This is a genomic window from Thalassotalea ganghwensis, assembly GCF_053485795.1.
On record NZ_JBQRUM010000017.1, the window covers coordinates 24,487 to 44,606 of the forward strand.

General features: G+C 38.7%; 14 protein-coding genes and 1 pseudogene. 10 read left to right on the top strand and 5 right to left on the bottom strand.

Annotated elements, in window-relative coordinates:
- Positions 1 to 49: 49 nt before the first annotated feature.
- Positions 50 to 2,605, bottom strand: coding sequence for a DNA mismatch repair protein MutS (mutS, locus tag ACSLUH_RS15560; protein WP_448568645.1), 2,556 nt, complete (start codon positions 2,603 to 2,605; stop codon positions 50 to 52).
- 590 nt (positions 2,606 to 3,195) lie between these two features.
- Between mutS and ACSLUH_RS15565 the strand changes: the two genes are divergently transcribed.
- The gene (locus tag ACSLUH_RS15565; RefSeq protein ID WP_448568647.1) at positions 3,196 to 4,128 is read left to right on the top strand and encodes a DUF6768 family protein; all 933 of its coding nucleotides are present in this window, start codon (positions 3,196 to 3,198) and stop codon (positions 4,126 to 4,128) included.
- 87 nt (positions 4,129 to 4,215) lie between these two features.
- On the opposite strand, the gene ACSLUH_RS15570 is transcribed toward ACSLUH_RS15565, so the two are convergent.
- Positions 4,216 to 4,629 (bottom strand): hypothetical protein, encoded by a 414-nt coding sequence (locus tag ACSLUH_RS15570; RefSeq protein ID WP_448568649.1) that lies wholly within the window; start codon positions 4,627 to 4,629, stop codon positions 4,216 to 4,218.
- A gap of 303 nt (positions 4,630 to 4,932) precedes the next feature.
- Between ACSLUH_RS15570 and ACSLUH_RS15575 the strand changes: the two genes are divergently transcribed.
- The 8 genes from ACSLUH_RS15575 (at position 4,933) to ACSLUH_RS15610 (ending at position 15,774) form a co-directional block, all read left to right on the top strand.
- Positions 4,933 to 6,285 carry a sigma-54-dependent transcriptional regulator gene (locus tag ACSLUH_RS15575; protein ID WP_448568758.1) on the top strand — a complete coding sequence of 451 codons (1,353 nt, stop codon included), beginning with the start codon at positions 4,933 to 4,935 and terminating at the stop codon, positions 6,283 to 6,285.
- A complete protein-coding gene (locus tag ACSLUH_RS15580) occupies positions 6,266 to 7,615 on the top strand; it encodes a sensor histidine kinase (RefSeq protein ID WP_448568651.1) in 1,350 nt (449 codons plus the stop codon). Before ACSLUH_RS15575 ends, ACSLUH_RS15580 begins: the two co-directional genes overlap by 20 nt.
- 389 nt (positions 7,616 to 8,004) lie before the next feature.
- On the top strand, positions 8,005 to 9,258 hold the full coding sequence (locus ACSLUH_RS15585) for an HlyD family secretion protein (protein WP_448568653.1): 1,254 nt from the start codon (positions 8,005 to 8,007) through the stop codon (positions 9,256 to 9,258).
- Between the two features lie 62 nt (positions 9,259 to 9,320).
- Positions 9,321 to 10,025 (top strand): ABC transporter ATP-binding protein, encoded by a 705-nt coding sequence (locus ACSLUH_RS15590; RefSeq protein WP_448568655.1) that lies wholly within the window; start codon positions 9,321 to 9,323, stop codon positions 10,023 to 10,025.
- Positions 10,022 to 12,463, top strand: a complete 2,442-nt coding sequence (locus ACSLUH_RS15595) for an ABC transporter permease (protein ID WP_448568656.1) — start codon at positions 10,022 to 10,024, stop codon at positions 12,461 to 12,463. The genes ACSLUH_RS15590 and ACSLUH_RS15595 overlap by 4 nt, the downstream gene beginning before the upstream one ends.
- 304 nt (positions 12,464 to 12,767) lie before the next feature.
- A complete protein-coding gene (locus ACSLUH_RS15600) occupies positions 12,768 to 13,466 on the top strand; it encodes an ABC transporter ATP-binding protein (protein ID WP_448568658.1) in 699 nt (232 codons plus the stop codon).
- 335 nt (positions 13,467 to 13,801) lie between these two features.
- Entirely contained in the window at positions 13,802 to 14,824 is a 1,023-nt protein-coding gene (gene recA / locus ACSLUH_RS15605) for a recombinase RecA (protein WP_448568660.1), read from the top strand.
- 137 nt (positions 14,825 to 14,961) lie between these two features.
- Positions 14,962 to 15,774 carry a hypothetical protein gene (locus ACSLUH_RS15610; protein ID WP_448568662.1) on the top strand — a complete coding sequence of 271 codons (813 nt, stop codon included), beginning with the start codon at positions 14,962 to 14,964 and terminating at the stop codon, positions 15,772 to 15,774.
- A 410-nt stretch (positions 15,775 to 16,184) separates the two neighbouring features.
- On the opposite strand, the gene ACSLUH_RS15615 is transcribed toward ACSLUH_RS15610, so the two are convergent.
- The 3 genes and pseudogenes from ACSLUH_RS15615 to ACSLUH_RS15625 form a co-directional block, all read right to left on the bottom strand.
- Positions 16,185 to 16,442, bottom strand: a complete 258-nt coding sequence (locus ACSLUH_RS15615; protein ID WP_448568664.1) for a hypothetical protein — start codon at positions 16,440 to 16,442, stop codon at positions 16,185 to 16,187.
- 245 nt (positions 16,443 to 16,687) lie between these two features.
- A pseudogene (locus tag ACSLUH_RS15620) lies at positions 16,688 to 16,918 on the bottom strand (transposase); the annotation flags it as partial.
- A gap of 108 nt (positions 16,919 to 17,026) precedes the next feature.
- Positions 17,027 to 19,144: a TonB-dependent receptor gene (locus ACSLUH_RS15625; protein WP_448568666.1), complete on the bottom strand. Its 2,118-nt coding sequence runs from the start codon at positions 19,142 to 19,144 to the stop codon at positions 17,027 to 17,029.
- A 150-nt stretch (positions 19,145 to 19,294) separates the two neighbouring features.
- Here ACSLUH_RS15625 and ACSLUH_RS15630 point away from each other — a divergent pair, with 150 nt between their 5' ends.
- The gene (locus ACSLUH_RS15630; RefSeq protein ID WP_448568668.1) at positions 19,295 to 20,083 is read left to right on the top strand and encodes an HpcH/HpaI aldolase family protein; all 789 of its coding nucleotides are present in this window, start codon (positions 19,295 to 19,297) and stop codon (positions 20,081 to 20,083) included.
- Positions 20,084 to 20,120 lie beyond the last annotated feature (37 nt).

Here is a 20,120-nt window from a genome sequence, read left to right on the forward strand (position 1 = left end):
TTGATTAAAAAACCAGCATTCGCTGGTTTTTTAATGCTTAGGTTTTCACTTACAGCTGGCTTTTTAATGCATAAAGTAAATCTAACGCTTGTTTAGCAGTAAGCTCATCAACATCAGTTGACTTTAATTGTTCAATTACCGGGTGATTGGTATCGACTAGCGACAACTGTTCAAAGACTTGGTCGCTGTTACTTATCGTTGAAGCACTTTGCTGATTTTCTAGCTCTGACAATCGTTGTTTTGCTCGTTGTATAACAGGTTTTGGCACCCCAGCAAGTTGTGCCACTTGTAAGCCAAAGCTTTTACTTGCAGCACCTTCTTGCACGGTATGCATAAAGATTATGTTATCGTCATGTTCCATTGCATCAAGGTGGACATTAGCCAGTGTCGAGATCTGCTCAGCGAGTAAAGTCAGCTCAAAATAATGACTGGCAAAGAGCGTAAACGCTTTGGTTTTAAGCGCAAGCATTTCGGCACATGCCCATGCTAGCGAGAGTCCGTCATAAGTGCTCGTTCCACGACCAATTTCATCAAGCAAAACTAAACTCTTATCAGTGGCATTATGTAAAATATTTGCGGTTTCTGTCATCTCGACCATAAAGGTTGAGCGACCACTGGCTAAATCGTCAGACGCACCAATGCGTGTGAAAATTCGATCAACCATACCGATTTTTGCCTCACTAGCGGGAACAAAGCAACCAATATGGGCAAGTAAAACAATCAAAGCAGTTTGACGCATGTATGTTGATTTACCCCCCATATTAGGGCCGGTAATGATCAACATTTTACGATGCTCATTTAACACGACCGGGTTTGCAATAAATGGCTGCTCCGTCATTTGCTCAACCACAGGGTGCCTGCCGCCATCAATGGTAATACCAGGATCTTTTAAAAGCGTCGGTTTAACATAATTAAGAGTTTCTGAACGTTCAGCAAATGTTGATAACACGTCTAACTCTGACAACGATTGGGCAAGATCCTGCAAAGGCTCTATATCGGGTAAAATCAAGTTAAATAGCTGCTCGTATAATTGTTTCTCTAAGGCGAGAAACTTCGATTGCGCCGATAAAACTTTTTCTTCGTGTTGCTTCAATTCATTGGTAATGAAACGCTCATTATTTTTCAGTGTTTGACGACGGATATAATCATCTGGCAGAGGTTGCGTCAAATTACGACTAGTTTCAATGTAAAATCCATGAACTTTGTTATAGCCAACCTTTAGTGTTTGTATACCAGTGCGTTCTTTTTCTCGCGCTTCTAATTGACTTAAAAACTCGGTAGCGCCATCACTTAAGTCACGTAACTCATCTAACTCCTGATGATAGCCAGGAGCGATAACTCCTCCATCACGGATCAAAACCGGTGGGTTTTCGACAATGGCTTTTTCTAGCAAGTCTTTTAAATTATCTAATGTCGGTATATGTTCATTAAAAACCGATAATTGTTGCTGTTGGCTACTAACAAGTGTTTCTTTTAACTCAGGTAGTTGCGCTAAAGCATTGCGCAATCGTGCAAAATCACGAGGTCTTGCTGAGCGAAGCGCTATTCGAGCAATGATGCGCTCAATATCCCCAATTTGCTTTAAGCTGGCATGAACGGCATAAAAACTATCACTGTTGATTAAAGCAGAGATCATTTCTTGTCGCTCAATAAGCGCTTGATGATCTCGTAAAGGAAAGTGTAACCAACGTTTTAATAAACGCGAACCCATAGGGGTTGCAGCAGTATCTAACACCTGTGCAAGGGTATTTTCAAAGCCTCCTTGAAGGTTTTGTGTTAATTCTAAATTGCGTCGTGTTGCAGCATCTAAAATAACCGCCTTAGCGGCTGATTCAGCAATAATGGAGCGAATATGAGGAAGTGCAGAGCGTTGACTGTCTTTAACATATTGCAGTAAACAGCCAGCGGCCATAATACCTAACGGATATTCTTCTACACCAAATCCTTTAAGTTCTCGAGTGCCAAACTGGCCATTGAGAACGGTTTGCGCGGTTTCTAAGTCAAACTCCCACTCAGGACGACGACGTAACCCTTTATATTTTTCAATTAAATGAAAGTTAGTAAAATTCTCTGGATAAAGCAGCTCGGCCGGCGATAAGCGTTGTAATTCCGCTTGCAATTGCTCATTTGTTTTTGGTTCAGTTAATACGAATCGACCACTGCTAATATCTAAATAAGCTAAGCCGTAACCAGACTTGCTAGCAAAAACAGCAACAATAAGATTATCTTTTCTATCCGCGAGCAGCGCTTCGTCACTTACCGTTCCGGGAGTGACTATCTTGACAACTTTACGTTCAACAGGGCCTTTGCTCGTTGCTGGATCACCTACTTGTTCGCAAATAGCGACAGATTCTCCTAGTTGGACGAGTCGAGCTAAATAATTTTCTACCGCATGATAGGGGACGCCTGCCATGGGAATAGCATTCCCACCGGACTTACCACGAGCGGTGAGTGAAATATCCAGTAAATCCGAAGCTTTCTTTGCGTCATCAAAAAACAACTCATAAAAATCACCCATGCGATAAAACAGTAGAATATTCTCAAATTCGGCCTTAATGGTTAAATACTGGCGCATCATCGGGGTGTGTTGTGATAAATCTTTCATAGGAATTAAATTATGACTGTTAGCTGTGTGTTTGTGATACTTAATCGTTCATTGGTTGTTTGCGATAAAAATTTAAAAGCATATAGCATGTTATTATTTTATATTTGAACGCCATTTGTGTTGTTTTAATAGCATGGCTAACCCATTAAGTACGTTAAGTATTTGATATGTGACTAATGATACTGTGTATCAACAAGTAGAGCTAGTTAAGAACAAAAATAGTCGATAAATTTAGGGGCTGTTGACCTTTGTTTATTTTTTCTGCAACAGGCTATTATTAATAGTAGCAAAGCAGCGTGAGTGAAGTTTGGTTATTCCAAATGAACGAATGCTAATGCCGTTAGTATTAAAAATAGTCATTGCCCCTTTGGTTAAGGTCTCAGGGCTGAGGCTAAAATGACGCTACTCTGCGTTAAAAACTCATCGTTTAGCTCACTAAACTTCATCGCTTTTGCCTTGACTACCTTCATTTTATCGCTCAGCATAAATTTTAAACAAAGATCAACAGACCCTAGTTTTTTTGTTTTTGCGAACCTTTTTATTTTTTTGTTCGTCTACTTAGCAACAAGAAAATAACAATGAGATGATAAATGCAACAGGCAAAACAAGACCTATTGGTAATAGCTGCTCAAAATGGTAATGAACAAGCGTTTGCTTACTTATGCAAATTTTACCATCAGTCACTGCTCCGTTTTGCTTACAAATTATCTAATGATCCTCAAATTTCACAAGATGCAGTGCAAGAAGCTTGGATCAAATTGGCCAAAAAGCTCATTACATTAAATGATCCTAGAGCGTTCAAAAGTTGGATATTTAAAGCAGTGCGCTGGAATGTATATGACTTGATAAGAAAAAGAGCAAGAGAGTTAGAAGTTGTTGAGTTTAATAATGAAAGTGATGTACCAGCCCCTGAGAGTACCGACAACCCTAAGAATGATGAGTTAGTGAAATTAATTGACAAGTTACCGGAGCTAGAGCGACAAGCCATTTATTTATTTTACTTGGAAGAAATGAAGATTGTGGAAATCTCAGAAGTATTGGAGGTTTCTCAAGGAACGATAAAGTCAAGATTAAACCGTGCTCGCAACCAACTGAGAGAGCATAGTACCAAGAACATGAAAGAGGACAAAAACATGAGTATAGATGCAAAAATAAAAAAAGAATTAGCAAGTCAAGCGAGTGAAATTGATCGCATTCTTGCCAGTGAAGATGATGGGTTGAAGACACTTGTTGAATCCGGTTTTAAGGGGAGTATGCGTCGCTGGTTTATAGTGTTAAATCTGGTCACCTTATTTATCACCGGCGCATTAGTGTGGTGTGGTTATCAATTTTTTACCGTCGAGCAAGAGCAGCAATTGTACTGGGGAATATGTTTAATTGCCTGTATCCAGTTTCAAGTGGCCGCTAAACAATGGCTATATAATGAAATGGGGCGCAGTAGTGTTATTCGAGAGATAAAGCGTGTTGAACTGGCCGTAGCTGAGCTTGAAGAGCGTATTCAACATCAAGCGTCAAAAAAATAACATGATACCAGTGAGCTTTTGTTTAGCTGCCAGATGTCATACGGTAACATCTGGCAGTCATCAACAAACATTAAGTTGTTGATTACGTCAAAACCATGCTAGCAATCGAAATATTTTGTGGACAATAAAGACGACAATGGCAATTAAAAAGAGCAACAGCAATAGTATTACACCAAAAACAAACCAATCATTGCCTAGGTAAATTTGATATTGTTGATAGTATTGCGATACATAATAGACCCCTTCGATTAAAAGCTCTTGTATGCCCCAAAAAAAGAAAAAAATAGTAATAACTATCGTTATTAGGCTTTTACTATTAGCGAGAGCGTGATCAACAACGTTTTTAAGCTTTTCATTGTTATTCTCTGAGTTTATAAAGCTTGTCGCCGTAGCTCTCTGCTGATAGGGAAACTTATTATAGGCTCTTTCACAATTAGGGCATTGCCAATGAGGATTTTGTGCCGCTTTACTTCGCTTAAAACCACAAAATGGACATTTCATATGGGTAACTTACTTCCTTGAGTTATGATCACTAAACGTTTAAAAAAACGAATAATGATTCTATTATACAAGCAAAGTTTGTACTGAAAAGCTCAACAGCCCCTAGCGCATGCGTTATTTACTTATCGGTATACACCGCTATCTTACTGAAACTTTGTATAATTGTTCAGGGGAAGAACAGTTGAGCTAAAAACAACCAATGTCAGTATAATTACAATTAGTTTAAAAAAACTAGCCTTGTTCAATGTTAACGGGCAATCTATTATCTTTATCCTAATTACCCATAAGCTACTCTGAGTTGTGATGTATAAACCACAAATACTGGTTGTCGATGACAGCCCTGAAATTCGTTTAAGTGCCGCCTTCATTTTGGAAGATCAAGGGTTCACGGTGCTCGAAGCTGAAAACCACCACTTTGCTCAAACAGTCTTGGCAGAAAACCATGTCGACCTAGTGTTATTGGATATGAACTTTTCACTGGATACTACATCAGGTGAAGAAGGTTTGCGTTTTTTAACTTGGCTAGGTAAATCTGATTTTTCAATTCCAGTAATTGCCATGACAGGTTGGTCTAATGTTGATCTAGCCGTTAATGCAATGCGTTTAGGCGCTTGTGATTTTGTTGAAAAACCATGGAATAATCAAAGGTTGCTGCAAATTATTCGCCAACAGTTAAAGATGGCGGGTCTACAAATACAAAACCAAAAACTTAAACAACAGTTAGAGCCAGTAACAGAACAAGATTTTAACTGGCAATCGGAGGCCATGGTTGGCTTACTCCGCCAAATTGATTCTGTTGCCGCAACAGATGCTAGTATCTTATTAACAGGTGACAATGGCACAGGTAAAAGCCATTTAGCCCACCGTATCCATCAACAATCTAGTCGAGCCGATGATGCGTTTATCTCTGTTAATATGGGCGCGATATCAGAGTCGTTATTTGAAAGTGAAATGTTTGGCCACAAAAAGGGGGCATTTACTGACGCAAAAGATAATCGTATAGGTCGATTTGAGCTGGCGAAACAAGGCACGCTTTTTATGGATGAAATTGCGAATATTCCTTTGTCCCAGCAAGCCAAGTTGTTGCGTGTATTAGAGTCAGGTGAGTATGAAGTCTTAGGCTCTAGTAAAACTCAGCAGGCTAATAGTAGAATTATCAGTGCAACCAATGGCGATATAGCTCAGTTGATAGCCGATGGTCACTTTCGAGAAGATCTTTATTTTCGGCTTAATACCATTGAACTTAGAGTCCCGTCATTAAAAGAAAGGTTTAAAGATATTATTCCTTTAGCAAAGCACTTTATTGTTCAGCACGGTAAAAAATATAAACGCGAAGGGTTAACTTTAACCGCTGGGGCAATTCAAGCGTTAGAGGCATATCATTGGCCGGGGAATGTGCGTGAAATGAGTCACTTAATGGAAAGAGCAGTGTTACTCGCTAAGGGCAGTAGCCTGCAACAGGAAGATTTACACCTATCTAACCTAAAACAAAACAATGCGTTGCCAATGATGACGTTAGAGGAAGCAGAGCAAATATTAATTCAACAAGCGTTGGAGCTAAATCATAATAACGTACCTAGGGCCGGTGCCATGTTGGGGCTAACAAAATCAACGATGTACCGTCGTTTAGAAAAATATGGCATCAAGACACAATGATGATGGTTCGATACAAAAACAGGTATTAAAAATAATGAAGTTATTTGCCTTTAAGTCCCTAGAGCAACTGTTAAAAACCTGTTTGATTTCAGCCAGTTTATTGGTGGTTACTTTGTGGATTGCTATTGGGATTAGCCTACACTGGTCTATGGTTAACATTGCCTTGACTAGTGCAGGCGTAGCGGTAATTTTGTGGATATGTTTTTCATATACGTATAGTAGAGCCATTATTGCGTTTAAACGCGCCAGTATGCACCTTGACGCAGTAAGCGAAAATGACTACCGTCAGTATGCTAAGCCTGCGTTTAGCGAGGGTAAAGTAAACGAGTTTCACCAAAATCTCACAAACTTAAGCGCACATTTACAATTACTCAAGTCGCAGTACGATCAGCATATATTTTTGGTTTATCGTTTGATTGAACAATTGGACAGTCCTATTTTGGTATTTGATCAACATCATCAGCTCTCTTATGCCAATAGTGCCTTCAATGAATTATTTCCTCAGCCGTGGCAAATTTTTAGAAACTCATCTCCTAGCTTACTGGGGCTAGAGTTTGTTGGTAGTCATTGGCGTTTTAAAGACAAAAAACGTGACAGCAAGTGGCAAATTCGACACAGTGAATTCATTGACAATGGTAAAACACACCAATTAATGGTGTTTGTTAATATTGAATCAGCATTGAGGAAAAGCCAGTTGAATGCATGGCAACAACTTATTCGCGTCCTAGGGCATGAAATTCATAACTCCTTAACTCCCGTGTCCACATTAGCTCAAGGGCTCAGTATAAAAGCGCAAAGCGATAGAGAAAAAAAAGCGTTAACCGTCATTACTGAGCGCTGTAAGCATTTACAAGATTTTGTCAGCCGTTATGCGTCTATTACCAAACCGCTGAACTTAAATTGCCAAATAGTATCAGTTAAAAACCTAAGCGAACGTATTCAAGGCTTACTCAACGATATTCATTTGGTGGTTGAATATAAAACTGAGCGGTTGTGGGCTGATCCTGCTTTTATTGAGCAAGTACTAATCAATATAATAAAAAATGCGGTGGAGGCATCTCAGTTAGGAGAACCAATAAAACTAATTTTTAGTGAAAACTCAAAAAATTCATTAATTGAAGTCGTTGACCGTGGTCATGGTTTTGCTAATTTGGATAATTTATTCGTACCTTTGTATTCAACCAAACAAAACGGTCAAGGTATCGGCTTAAGTTTTTGTCGCAATATCATTGAACATCACAACGGTACGTTGAACCTGACCAATAATAACAATGGGCCCGGCGTTACTGTATCAATCTCTCTACCGTTGATCAGCACAGACAAGTCTTAGTGCTTTTGGAGCGTTTAGCTAAACCTACTAGGGGGTGTTGAGCTTTTGCAGTTAAACGAATCCAAAGGACAGCATTTCTGATGTTTTTCGGCTGCATTATCGTTAATTGATGTGGAATAACCACATTACATCCACAATGTCTTGAATAAAAACACCATTAATTGCTGAAAAAATAACCTCTATTGATCAACACGCCCTAGTTAATAACCTCACTGTACATTTAGAGTTTCATTCTGGGGCGCACAAGTTCGCCCGCGAACTCTTGCGCTGTATTTATTTTGTTGTAAACACTTAACCTATTGAATATTAAAAACAATAAACCTTGGCACGAAACTGGCTTTTTCTACTGCAACTGTGTTCAACAATCTTCCAATCAAGGTACCTCTTCAATGGATGTAAAAAAAAATAAAGCAAAGCAAAGCAAATTCAACACAACGCCAGTAATCACTGGTTTGATCATTTGTTTGCTGGTCGCACTAACTTGGTATGTTAGTGGCCAAGCTGGTGCCACGTCTGTTAAACGTAATGATGTGTTGTTTGGTAAAGTTAAGCAAGGCGACTTACAGGTTGAAATAGAGGGCTATGGTGCTTTGCGTTCAGATAAGCAAGTGCTCATTACTTCGTTGACTAATGCAACAGTGCAGGAAATTGTCTTAAAACCAGGAGCATTGGTCACCAAAGGCAGCGTTATCGTTAAGCTTTCAAACCCTGAACTAGAGCAGCAAGTTAACAGTGCAAAGCGCGAACTGTCTCAACGCAAAGCTAACTTACGTCAATTAAAGTTAAATCAAGAGCGCGAACTACTTAATGAAAGTGCCAGTTTCGCTGAAATGGAAGCACGTTACGAAACCGCGAAAGTTAAGCTTGAAGCCCAGTCAGGATTGGTTAAATCAGGCATTGTTTCTGCACTCGACTTTAAAGAAAGCCAAGTGCAAGAAGCACAGCTTAAAAAACGTTTGGAAATTCATCAACAACGCACGGCAGCGCTAAAATTAGTGAATCAAGAAGCCATTAACATTTTACTTGAGCAAATACAGCAGCAACAGGGCGAACTAGAGATTGCACAAAATCGTTTAGATCGTTTAACAGTTACTGCAAGTTTTGATGGGGTATTACAGCGCTTATCGGTTGAACTAGGACAAAGTTTAGCCGCAGGTCAAGAAGTTGCACTTATTGGTAGTGTAGAAGATCTAATTGCTTTAGTTCGGGTGCCACAAAGTAAAGCACAACAAATATTTATTGGTCAAGAGGCGATAGTTGATACCCGTAGAGATAAAATTATTGGTCGCGTTGCTCGTATCGATCCCGTTGTTGTCGAAAATACGGTTGAAGTAGAAATTGCGCTACCTGCGCAACTACCTGCAAGTGCTCGACCACAGCTCAGTGTAGACGCTGTGATCATTACTGATACGTTAGAAGGTATCACGTATATGGAACGACCCGTTAATGGCCAAGCCAATGCTAGTGCAAGCTTATTTAGACTTGATGATTCAAATAATACTGCGATAAGAACCACAGTGACATTTGGTAAAGAAGCAGGTCGCTATATTGAAATAATTGAGGGTGGAAAAGTTAACGATACTTTTATCGTCTCTGACCTATCTTCGTTAAAAAACTCAGAACTAACAATTGAAAACTTTTAAATGTTATCAAAATGATAACGTGAATAAACAAACATCAGAATAATGAAATAAGGGAAATAGAGATGACAGATATAAAAATAGAAATGAAAAATATTGGTAAGGTCTTTGAAACAGATGATGTTGAAACACATGCTTTAAGAGGCGTAGACATAGTCATTCGTGCGGGCGAATATGTTTCTATAGCAGGCCCGTCAGGCTGCGGAAAATCAACTTTATTGTCGTTGTTGGGCTTACTCGATATGCCAACGTCAGGCTCTTATTTTATTGAAGGCGTTGATGTTACCGACCTGTCACTTGATGAAGCTGCAGCGATTCGTAATGAAAAAATTGGCTTTATATTTCAGTCGTTTAATCTTATTGATGAGCTCTCAGTATTTGATAATGTTGCATTGCCACTGCAATATAAAAAGAACATGCCATCAGATGATTTTATTAAAGAACGCGTCGAAACTTGTTTAAAAATGGTAGAAATGAGCCACCGGGCTGATCACAAACCAAACCAACTATCAGGTGGGCAACAACAGCGTATTGCTATTGCTCGAGCATTAGTAGCCGACCCTGCAATATTGCTCGTTGATGAGCCTACCGGTAACCTAGACTCCCAAAGTGGTGACACAGTGATGGCTGTATTGGCTGAGCTAAATAAAAATGGTACCACAATATGTATGGTAACCCATGACTCGCGTTATGCAGACATGGCAAAGATTCAACTGAGATTACTTGATGGTCAAATTGTTCAAAACGATGTATTGAGGGAGGCAGTATGAGAAAACTAATGCTTCGACAAAAGCAAGCCTGGGCGAGTTTAAAGAAAAAGCCGGGGTTTGTTTTAACGGTACTTCTGACAATGGGGATAACCTTAGGTGCTTTACTATGTGCACTGACATTAAACTATTTATTGTTGGTTGAACCATTACCTTATCCAGAGCAAGAGCGTATTTTTGTTGCAGAACATGAACTACTAGGTGCCGAAAAAGAAACTAAAGCTATCGCTTTTACCTACCCAGGTTTAGTGCACTTATACAAGAGCAAAGAAGCATTTGAGCAAGCGGCAATGATGAGCTATGGGCAAGATGTGATCATTTCTCACAATAGTCAACCATTGGTTGATGTCGCTTACGTAACCCCGGAATTGCATCAAATTCTCGCTTCACCGCTTGCTTTAGGTCGTTTGTTTGACGAGGGTGAAATGCTTGATAGCAATAATCCTGTAGCGATGTTGAGCTATAACACTTGGCAACAAGAGTTTAATGGTAATGCCGATATATTAGAGCAAAAGATTAATTTGAGTGGTGTGAGTTATCGTATTGTTGGTGTATTGGCTCAAAACTTTGTTGAACCTGAACTTGCCCAAATTGGCAGAGAGACTCAGGTTTGGCTTCCCTGGGACTATAACCAGACTGGAGAGAGGCAGAGACAATCCTTTGGTAATATAAGTGGCAGTCTTAAATTTATTGGTAAGATAAAGAACGATGTTAGCCAAAGTCAAGCTCAGCAACTATTAACCCCTCTCGTCAGTGACCGCTGGCAAGAAGGTGTTACTGAAATTGACTTTTTTAAAGGTTGGTCGGTTAAAGTCAATGTGCGCTCAGTTAAGGAAGTTATGCTAGGCGAGAGTAAATCTATAGCGGTTATGTTGTTGGCGGGCGTAGTTGGTTTGGTATTAATCGCATGTGCCAATATATCAAATGTATTTATGTCACGAACCGCAGAAAAACAGCGTCATATGGCGATTCAGTCAGCTCTTGGCGCAACAAGAAAACACTTGTTTAAAGCGATGTTCGCTGAAACGGGGTTATTGATGTTTACGTCAATTATTCTGGCGCTAGTACTTGCCAAAATTGGTTTTTATATCATGCAGCAATACTTAGGTGCAGTATTACCTAGGGTGAACGAATTATCGCTTAACCTCTTTACCTTTGGCTGCGCTATTTTAGTTGCCTTTATTTTTGCACTATTTTTCGCAAAAATAAGTACCCGCATGATTAATTATCGTGAGTTAAATACTACTTTGCAAAGTAGTGGTAAGGGCAGTGGTTTACAAGTATCGAAAAAAACTCGTCAAGTGTTAATTGCAAGTCAGGTAGCGTTAGCGACGGTGTTAGTGTTTGCTAATTTTAGTTTACTTAAAGACGCAATGAAAACTATTAATGCGCCAATTGGCTTTGAAACAAGTAATATATCAACCTTGATATTGAACTTCTCGTCAACCAATTTTCCGACGCAAGAAGAAGCAATGCCTATAATGGCTGAAATCATGGAAAAGCTAGAAGCGCTTCCTCAAGTTGAGTCACTTAGTCAAACAGGGTCACCGTTAGATGGCTTTAGCATTAGAGCGTTAACCAGTTTAGAAACTAATGAAAGATATACACCGTTTTCAAAACACATTGATCATACCTATTTCAATGCGATCAATCAGCCAATTGTGCAAGGCGATAACTTTACCCTAGCAGATCGCCGAGATCGCAATAATGTTATAATTGTTAATCAAACGTTTGCTGAACAGTTAAAACCAGGTGGCGATGTCCTAGGGATGCAACTATTAAGGGGGGAGAATGATCCATTACAAATCATTGGTATCGTAAAAGATATTAACCTTCCAGGAGATAGTAACTCTGCAGGAACAGGTGCTCCGAGAGTTTACGCCCCCAATGGACTTGGTGGCCAAACCTTTATGCTAAAACTAAAGCCTAATCAATCTATCAGTCGTCAAACACTAGGAGAATTGTTAGCAGATGTTGACTCAAGGTACTCTGTATTTAGCTTTCATTCAGCTGATGACCTACTGACTCAGCGATTATTTGCTGAGATCACCACAGCGGTCACTACATCGGTACTGGCAAGCTTAGTGTTCTTATTAGCGGGTATTGGCTTATATGGTATTTTAAGTTATGGCACTCAGCTTAGACGCTTTGAACTTGGTGCTCGTATGGCTATTGGTGCAACTCGTAAACATCTAATCTCGATGATTATTAGTGATAACGCGAAAGCTGTAGTTGTTGGGTTTATCGGTAGTGTTGTACTATTTGCACTTGCTTATATTGGTTTAAGTGAATACATACAGCCATACCTTAACTGGCAAGTAATCCCTATGGGGGTAGCTACCTTAGTCTTAATTACATTCATTACCCTATTTGCTTGCTATTGGCCATTAAGACAATATATTAATCAACCGGCGATATATAGCTTGCGCGGTAGTGATTAGTTGCTATTACTTGATTTATGTTATAGCAAAATAGATAAAGTAGACGCTTAACATTTGCGTAAAAGGTGGGGGAACCCACCTTTTCTTTAGGCTTACTGTTGCATCAAAAAGGGCTAAATCTGCGCCAATATTAGCTCATTAAGCATAACCTGTAATACTTGTGGTCGTTGTTGTAATAGTCGATATAAAGTAGAATATTGACCTTAATAAATGCCTCAACTAATCCTAAACAATGTCTAAATTTTGCCGCATAATGTTCTAGCTTACCTCCTTTGACACTAAACCAAGGTTGCAACAAGTACCTATGACAACACCACTAATTAATGTAAAAAATTTGGGCAAGGTTTTTCAGACTGAAGATATGATCACTCATGCTTTACAAGGAGTTGAGCTGGAAATTCAACCTGGTGAGTATATTTCAATCTCAGGTCCCTCAGGTTGTGGAAAGTCTACGTTATTATCGATTATGGGGTTATTAGACTTCCCGACAACAGGTAACGTATTTTTTGACGGTGTCGATATTAGTGACCTGACCTTTGAGCAAGCAGCAGCGATTAGACGTGAAAAAATTGGCTTTGTATTTCAGCAGTTTAATCTGATAGATGACTTAAATGTTTTTGAAAACGTCGCGTTACCATTACGGTATTCTACGCAACGAATTAGTGATAAAAATATTAAAGAAAAAGTTAACTATTGTTTAGATGTCGTCGGCTTAACCTCAATGGCTGGACGCAGGACGACACAACTCTCTGGTGGGCAACAACAACGTGTTGCTATTGCGCGTGCTTTAGTGGCTGATCCTGCTATTTTGTTAGTGGATGAACCAACCGGAAACTTGGACTCAAAAAATGCTGATCAGATAATGGAAACCCTTGAGGCGTTAAATCGACAAGGGACGACACTTTGTGTGATCACTCACGACATACGTTACGCTGAAATGGCAAAACGAAAAATTTACTTACTTGATGGCCAAGTGTTAGGGCAAACTCGTTCAGAAACTTAAAGCTACCTTTGGAGTGATTGCTATTGGCCCTTAAGGTTAGGCGTATATAGAGATAGACATAAAATATTTGTTCATAGATGACTAAACGGTGACGTCTGAGTATAAAAATTCATACGCTATGTATCTGTTATTGACTGATATCGTTCACTTTTTATACGGCTTGACTCAGTTAACTCAAACAGAAATTGAAAATTATTCACTAATAATTACAAAGTGATAGCTCTCGATTAGTCGAAAATTATAGTGATTAACAAATAAAATACTTGATACTGTACGACCATACAGTATACTTCACACATTAGTTTAGATTCAGTTCACGAATAACGAGGCAAGAAATGGACGAAAATAAAGAAAAAGCACTCTCTGCTGCGCTAAGCCAGATTGAACGTCAATTTGGTAAAGGCTCAATTATGAAGCTAGGTGAAAACCGTAGCATGGATGTGGAAACCATTTCAACAGGCTCTTTAGGCTTAGATATCGCTCTAGGTGCTGGCGGCTTACCAATGGGACGTATTGTCGAGATATATGGACCAGAATCAAGTGGTAAAACAACATTAACACTTGAAGTCATTGCTGAAGCGCAACGTAACGGTAAGGTATGTGCCTTCGTTGATGCAGAGCATGCTCTTGACCCTATTTATGCTGAAAAATTAGGCGTAAATATTAACGAATTATTGGTTTCTCAACCAGACACCGGTGAGCAAGCCTTAGAGATTTGTGACATGTTAACTCGCTCAGGCGCTGTTGATGTGATTGTTGTAGACTCGGTCGCAGCATTAACACCAAAAGCCGAAATTGAAGGGGACATGGGTGATTCTCATATGGGCTTGCAAGCGCGTATGTTATCGCAAGCAATGCGTAAATTAACTGGTAACCTCAAACAATCAAACACTATGATGATTTTTATCAACCAAATTCGAATGAAGATTGGTGTAATGTTTGGTAACCCAGAAACAACAACCGGTGGTAATGCCCTAAAGTTTTATGCGTCGGTTCGTTTAGATATTCGTCGTATTGGTGCTGTTAAGCAAGGTGAAGAGATTGTTGGTAACGAAACGCGAGTAAAAGTGGTTAAAAACAAAGTCGCGCCACCGTTTAAACAAGTTGAATTCCAAATATTATACGGCGAAGGTATTAATAGCTTAGGTGAATTAATTGACTTGGGTGTTCAAAACAAAATGGTAGAAAAAGCCGGTGCTTGGTATAGCTACAATGGCGACAAGATCGGTCAAGGTAAAGCCAATGCGGTTAATTTCTTAAAAGAGCATCCAGAAATTGCGAAAGAAATTGACACTCGCTTACGTGAACAATTTTTATCGAAAACCAAAGTTGATGCAGAAGAAGCTGTAGCTGAATAAATTTAGTTTCTGTTCTAATCTTTAGAAAGCCGCGATTTATTTCGCGGCTTTTTTATTGCAAATAGCATTTGAATTGTGATTTCATAATTAAAATCGCTCATAGGAAGTATAAGTTTCCTGATAGGAAAACGATGTAAATGGATGTATTTAGGAACGGATGGTTTTATGTAGTTTTGATAGTTGGTTTAATCCTATCCTTTAACTATAACAATCTAAACCAGCGACAATCAGTAACAGCATGTAACCGATTACCGGTTGTTGATGGTAGGGTAGAAGTAATAGAACCTAAAACAGGTATGTCTTTGCATATCCCTTCTTTTGCTCATGTTACACGTTATGCCAATCGTGGTTGTGAAAATGCTCAGTCTTTTGGGCTTTCCTATTTGTGGTATGAAGGAATGCTTATTCCTGAATATACCTATGATGAACGGGTAAAAAAAGGTATACATAAAAAAGGGCATTACTTGCCTGTAAAAATCTATTTTAGAGGAGCATCGGAAGGGAAGGTAACTCAGAGTCGTTTTAGTAAAGCGCAATGGCATTATCAACCAGCGATCCCCCACAAAAATTATCCTTTAGAGTATTACCCTCGTTACTATTGGGATGACCCAGAAAACCCTTCCGAAAAGTCGCTAAAAAGAGCTTCTTTAGACCATATATGGGGAGTTCGAGACACAAAATACCAGCCTGTTAATACAAGTACATCATATACTGTTTCGTGCAACATTGCTGCATTAGACCCACTACAACCAAACTCTAGAGTGCAAGGAGAGTTTATTCCTTATGGTGATGCTAAATGCCGAGGAGTAGTGAGCTCTGGAAAGAATGGAAAGCAGCTTTATTTTATGGTTGATGTTTGGGCAAATACAAATCCAAAGTTCCAGGCTATCAAAGAGATTAATTTAGTTTATGATGCTCTTGTTGAAGAAATAAAAACGTTTATAAAATGAAAAATACTTAACAATATAATTGAAATACGTAATTTGAGATTAGGTGAAACGAAGAGGTTATCGCAGACTACTAAAACATTTTTGAGCGTTGATAGTTAATTGGTCCCAAGGATGAACTAGCGTTAGATGAAGTAATACTCATTATTAAAATGGGTGTTTAGTATATGATTGCTTACCTTAATTTCATTGTATGATTATATATGTAAAAGGACGTTAATTAACCTCAGGTTTGTATAAGAAAAAATAAATTAAATCAAGAGCTTAAATTTGCTATGACTTTCTAGCACGCTACTTTTTACTTAATTCAAGGCGTATTGTTGGAGGAATAGCCAGCTATTCACGACAATATAACGCAGAAGTTAGTATAAATAGACGTTAAAAATGCATTCCTTATACAGAGCTGAGGTTAATTATGAGATTGATAACTTACTTGTATAAAGAGCTACGTCAAAATATGAGAGAATGAGATTATTCAATTTCGCCAATAATTCTGAGATTCGCCCATATGCATATTGAGCTAACTGCTTACGCTGAGATGGCTTTACAGCTTTTTTTTCGATAACGCCTTTGAGCGCAATATTTTGTAAGCTGACATCAGCAAACATCTTTTTGAGCTTTTTGTTTTCTTCTTCAAACTTACGAAGCCGAGTCAGTTCAGATTGTTTCATGCCCCCGTACGTCGATTCTCACTGATGATAAGTGCTTTGTCCAACGCCATGTTTACGGCATAATTCAACCACGGTTAATGTGGGTTTCATTTTCTTTTAACATGGCAAATATTTGGCTTTCAGAGAATCTTTGCTTTTTCATGTTGTTTTCTTCGTTAAGGTTACTGTAATGGGAAAACTCTATTAATGCGATTATGATTGTATGGGAGCGTTACAGGGAGGATCCTTCCCCTGAACTAATACCACTTTTTTGAAATCACGTCCTTTATGGCTCCAACTTCGAGCATTTTGTCGGCTAGTAACCGCTTAAGTTTGTTATGCTCAGGTTCAAGTTCTTTCAAGCGTTTGGCCTCATTGACTTCTAGGCCAGCATACTTGCTACGCCAGCAATAGAAAGTGCCTGAAGATATGCCTATTTATCAGCAAATATCATCAACTTTAGCGCCCACTTCGGGCTGTTTAGTCACTCGAATGATTTGCTCTTCGGTGTAACGCTTTTTTCATTTTGAGATTTCCATTGTCTCCAGTTTATTGGAAATCTCATCAAAGTCATGGTATTAATTTCAAGGGAAAGGCCAATCAAACTAAATAGAAAACTTAATACCAAGGTTCACGGTGGTACCAATACCTTTTACATTGAAAGCGCTATAGGTTAATGCCTGCGAGCGAGCAGGAAAATAATCTTTATTGAAAAGGTTTTCAATGCCAGCAAAAATTGACCATTTTTCAAATTCATAACTGCCACTAAAATTAACAATGTTATAGCCTTTAACCGCACCTTCATCACCTGAATAGTTGCCTTCATCGTTCCGCTCGAAACGATTTCGATCACCGACATGGAGATAACTCAATAATAAATTTAAATTTTCCGTAGGTCGCCAGTTTGCAACAATAGTGCCTTTGGGCGCACTAACTTGTCTGCCACCAATGTATTCATCGCTTAGTGTATGTTTACCTTCAACATAACCATAAGTTGCTCGTATATCTATGTTATCTGATATCGGGTAATTCACAACACCTTCATAGCCCCATATTTTCTGCGGTGCTCGTTTAGTAATGTAAATACCGGTGTTCTTATCTAACGTACTTTTTGAACCTAAATCAGACTTGCTTCTATACGCTAGAAGTTCAAAGCGTAACTTATCGAATTGAGTAACAAAGCCTGCTTCAATACTTTTAATGATAGCGGCTTCAGTGTGAATAAGCGCTATATCATTAACAGTAGCAGAGCGTAATAGCGAGCCTAAATCGGGAATGTCAGCACCTTCAGAATAACTGAGGTAAGGGGTGAATTTTTGAAAAGCATTGTATCTTAAGCCTAGATTATAGGTCGTTGCATTAAAATCAATAGTGTCACCTGTTACGGCTAACGGCACTGAACATACGGTTGGGCTAGTACACAATTTTAATGTATTGTAGTCATTAACCTTTATCTCAATATCTTCTTTACGTAATCCAGCTTTTACCACAATATCGTCATTAAAAATCCATTTACTTTGTAAAAAACCGGCAAGGTTATCCATATCCATTTCAGGTACCCAGATGCGACCATCAACTAGAGGTTGAGACGTCACGTCATTAAGAGCATCTATACCATAAATGAACGTAGCATCGATATTATTACTAAATTCAATACCAGTATTAAAGGTGGCTCTTAATCCTTCTTTTTTTGATTTGATTAAGGACTGGCCGCCTTCGACACCTAAATCAACATTACCTAAGCGTGTCGAGTAAAAAAATACGTTTTCAATTGTTTGCTTATAAGCATCAAAGTCTAGTAGGGTGTTTGCAAATATTTCAGTATCGGTATATTTTAGCTGGAAGTTATGGTTACCTCGAGGCCCTTGAGGAGCTGCATTAGGGGGACGGTTTTCTGGATCATTGATGGCATAGGTTTTTTCGCCTTTATTGATATCACCGATAACGTCAATCCAGTTTGTATCTTGTTGTGATTCATAATAATTATAGGTAAAACCAACACTTTTATCACTATCAAATTGGTAGTTTAACTTCGTAAAATAATTATCGGTTTTACCTTCTGACAGCCCATATTGCGTACCTAAAGCATCACCTTCTGCATCACGTAAAACTCCATTTTCTTCAACGCTAACGCTGATCACATAACTTAAATTATCAACTGCACCACTAGCCGTAGAGGTGATTTTTTCTCCAAAAGAGTCTTCTAATTTAACGGTACTGAAACGTGTTGAGATATTGGTGTCTAAGTTAAAGGTGTCAGATGAATTAGTTTTTTTCGTTATATAGTTAATAATTCCACCTGCGGCACCATTGCCGTAGATTGAGGTTGCACCTTGTATAACTTCAATACGTTCAATTACGCTTGGGTCTAGCGTTTTTACGTCTAACGCTCCATTCCTTAGAGGGGTTGATTGCGGTACGCCATCGATCATTACAAGTGCAGCACGCCCTCTTAGTGTTTGACCAAAATTACTTGATGTACCTGTAGATGTGCTAATGCCAGGCACATGCATTGATAATAGACTTTGTATATCTGAAGATATTTTAAGTTGCTGCTGAATGGCTTTCTTATCAATAACTGTAATTGAAGCAGGTACTTCATCAATACTCTCGACAATTCGGCTCCCCGTAACAACAATACTTTCTATATCATCAGCTTGTACTTGAATATGAGAGCCAATTCCAATCGCTAAAGTACTTAGCACTAACAACGTCTTTTTCATTTTATCACCACTCCTTTATTTAAAAACATCATATTAACATATTTCATGTAAATGAGAATGATTTTTATTTGCATTAGAGTGGTTTATGTCATAAGTTATAAAAACAAAGCTATTGGTAACTTTTATTTTATCTAAAGAAAAGGAATATTCATGTTAAGAAAAAATGTCATTAAATCAGCATTAAAAGCGGGGGAAGAAGTATTTGGTTTAGTTAACTCTGTACCACTTCCCACTCTAATTGAGATGATAGCTTATGCTGATTATGACTTTGTTATTTTAGATTTGGAGCATTTATTACGTGATCCAAGTGAATTAGAGCACGCTATACGTGCAGCAGAATGCAGTGGTATTACACCACTAGTACGCGTACCAATTGATAGTCCTCACCTTATAAAACACGCATTGGATTCAGGGGCGCAAGGTATTGTTGTGCCACAAGTTAGCAGTAAAGCACAAATAGAATTGGCTGCTAATGCTTGCTATTACCCGCCACAAGGAACAAGAGGAATTACCGGAGGGAAAAATACTGGGTTTGGCCGTTTATCAATAACTGATTACGTTAAACAAGCTAATGAAGAAGTTATGTTGGTCGTGATGATCGAAACGAAAGAAGGGCTTGCAAATTTAGATGAAATTCTAAATGTTCCTGGAATAGATATGGTGCTAGAAGGAGCCTTAGATTTATCTGTTTCTTTAGGCCATGGTCATAATACTCAACATGCTGATGTGCAAAACGCTATTGACGAGATTGCCTTGCGTTGTTCGAAATTTAACCTGCCTTTTTGTGCGATTCCTCGAGTTGATGGGCAAATAGAAAAGTGGCGAGCAAAAGGTATTACAGCTTTTGTCGCGGGGCAAGACCGTGGGATTTTATTTAGGGCTTTACAAAAAAACTTAGCTCAATTTAAACCACCTTCAAAACCAACCATGCCATTTTAATTGTTCAAAAAGACAAGTTTAAACCTTAAGGATATAG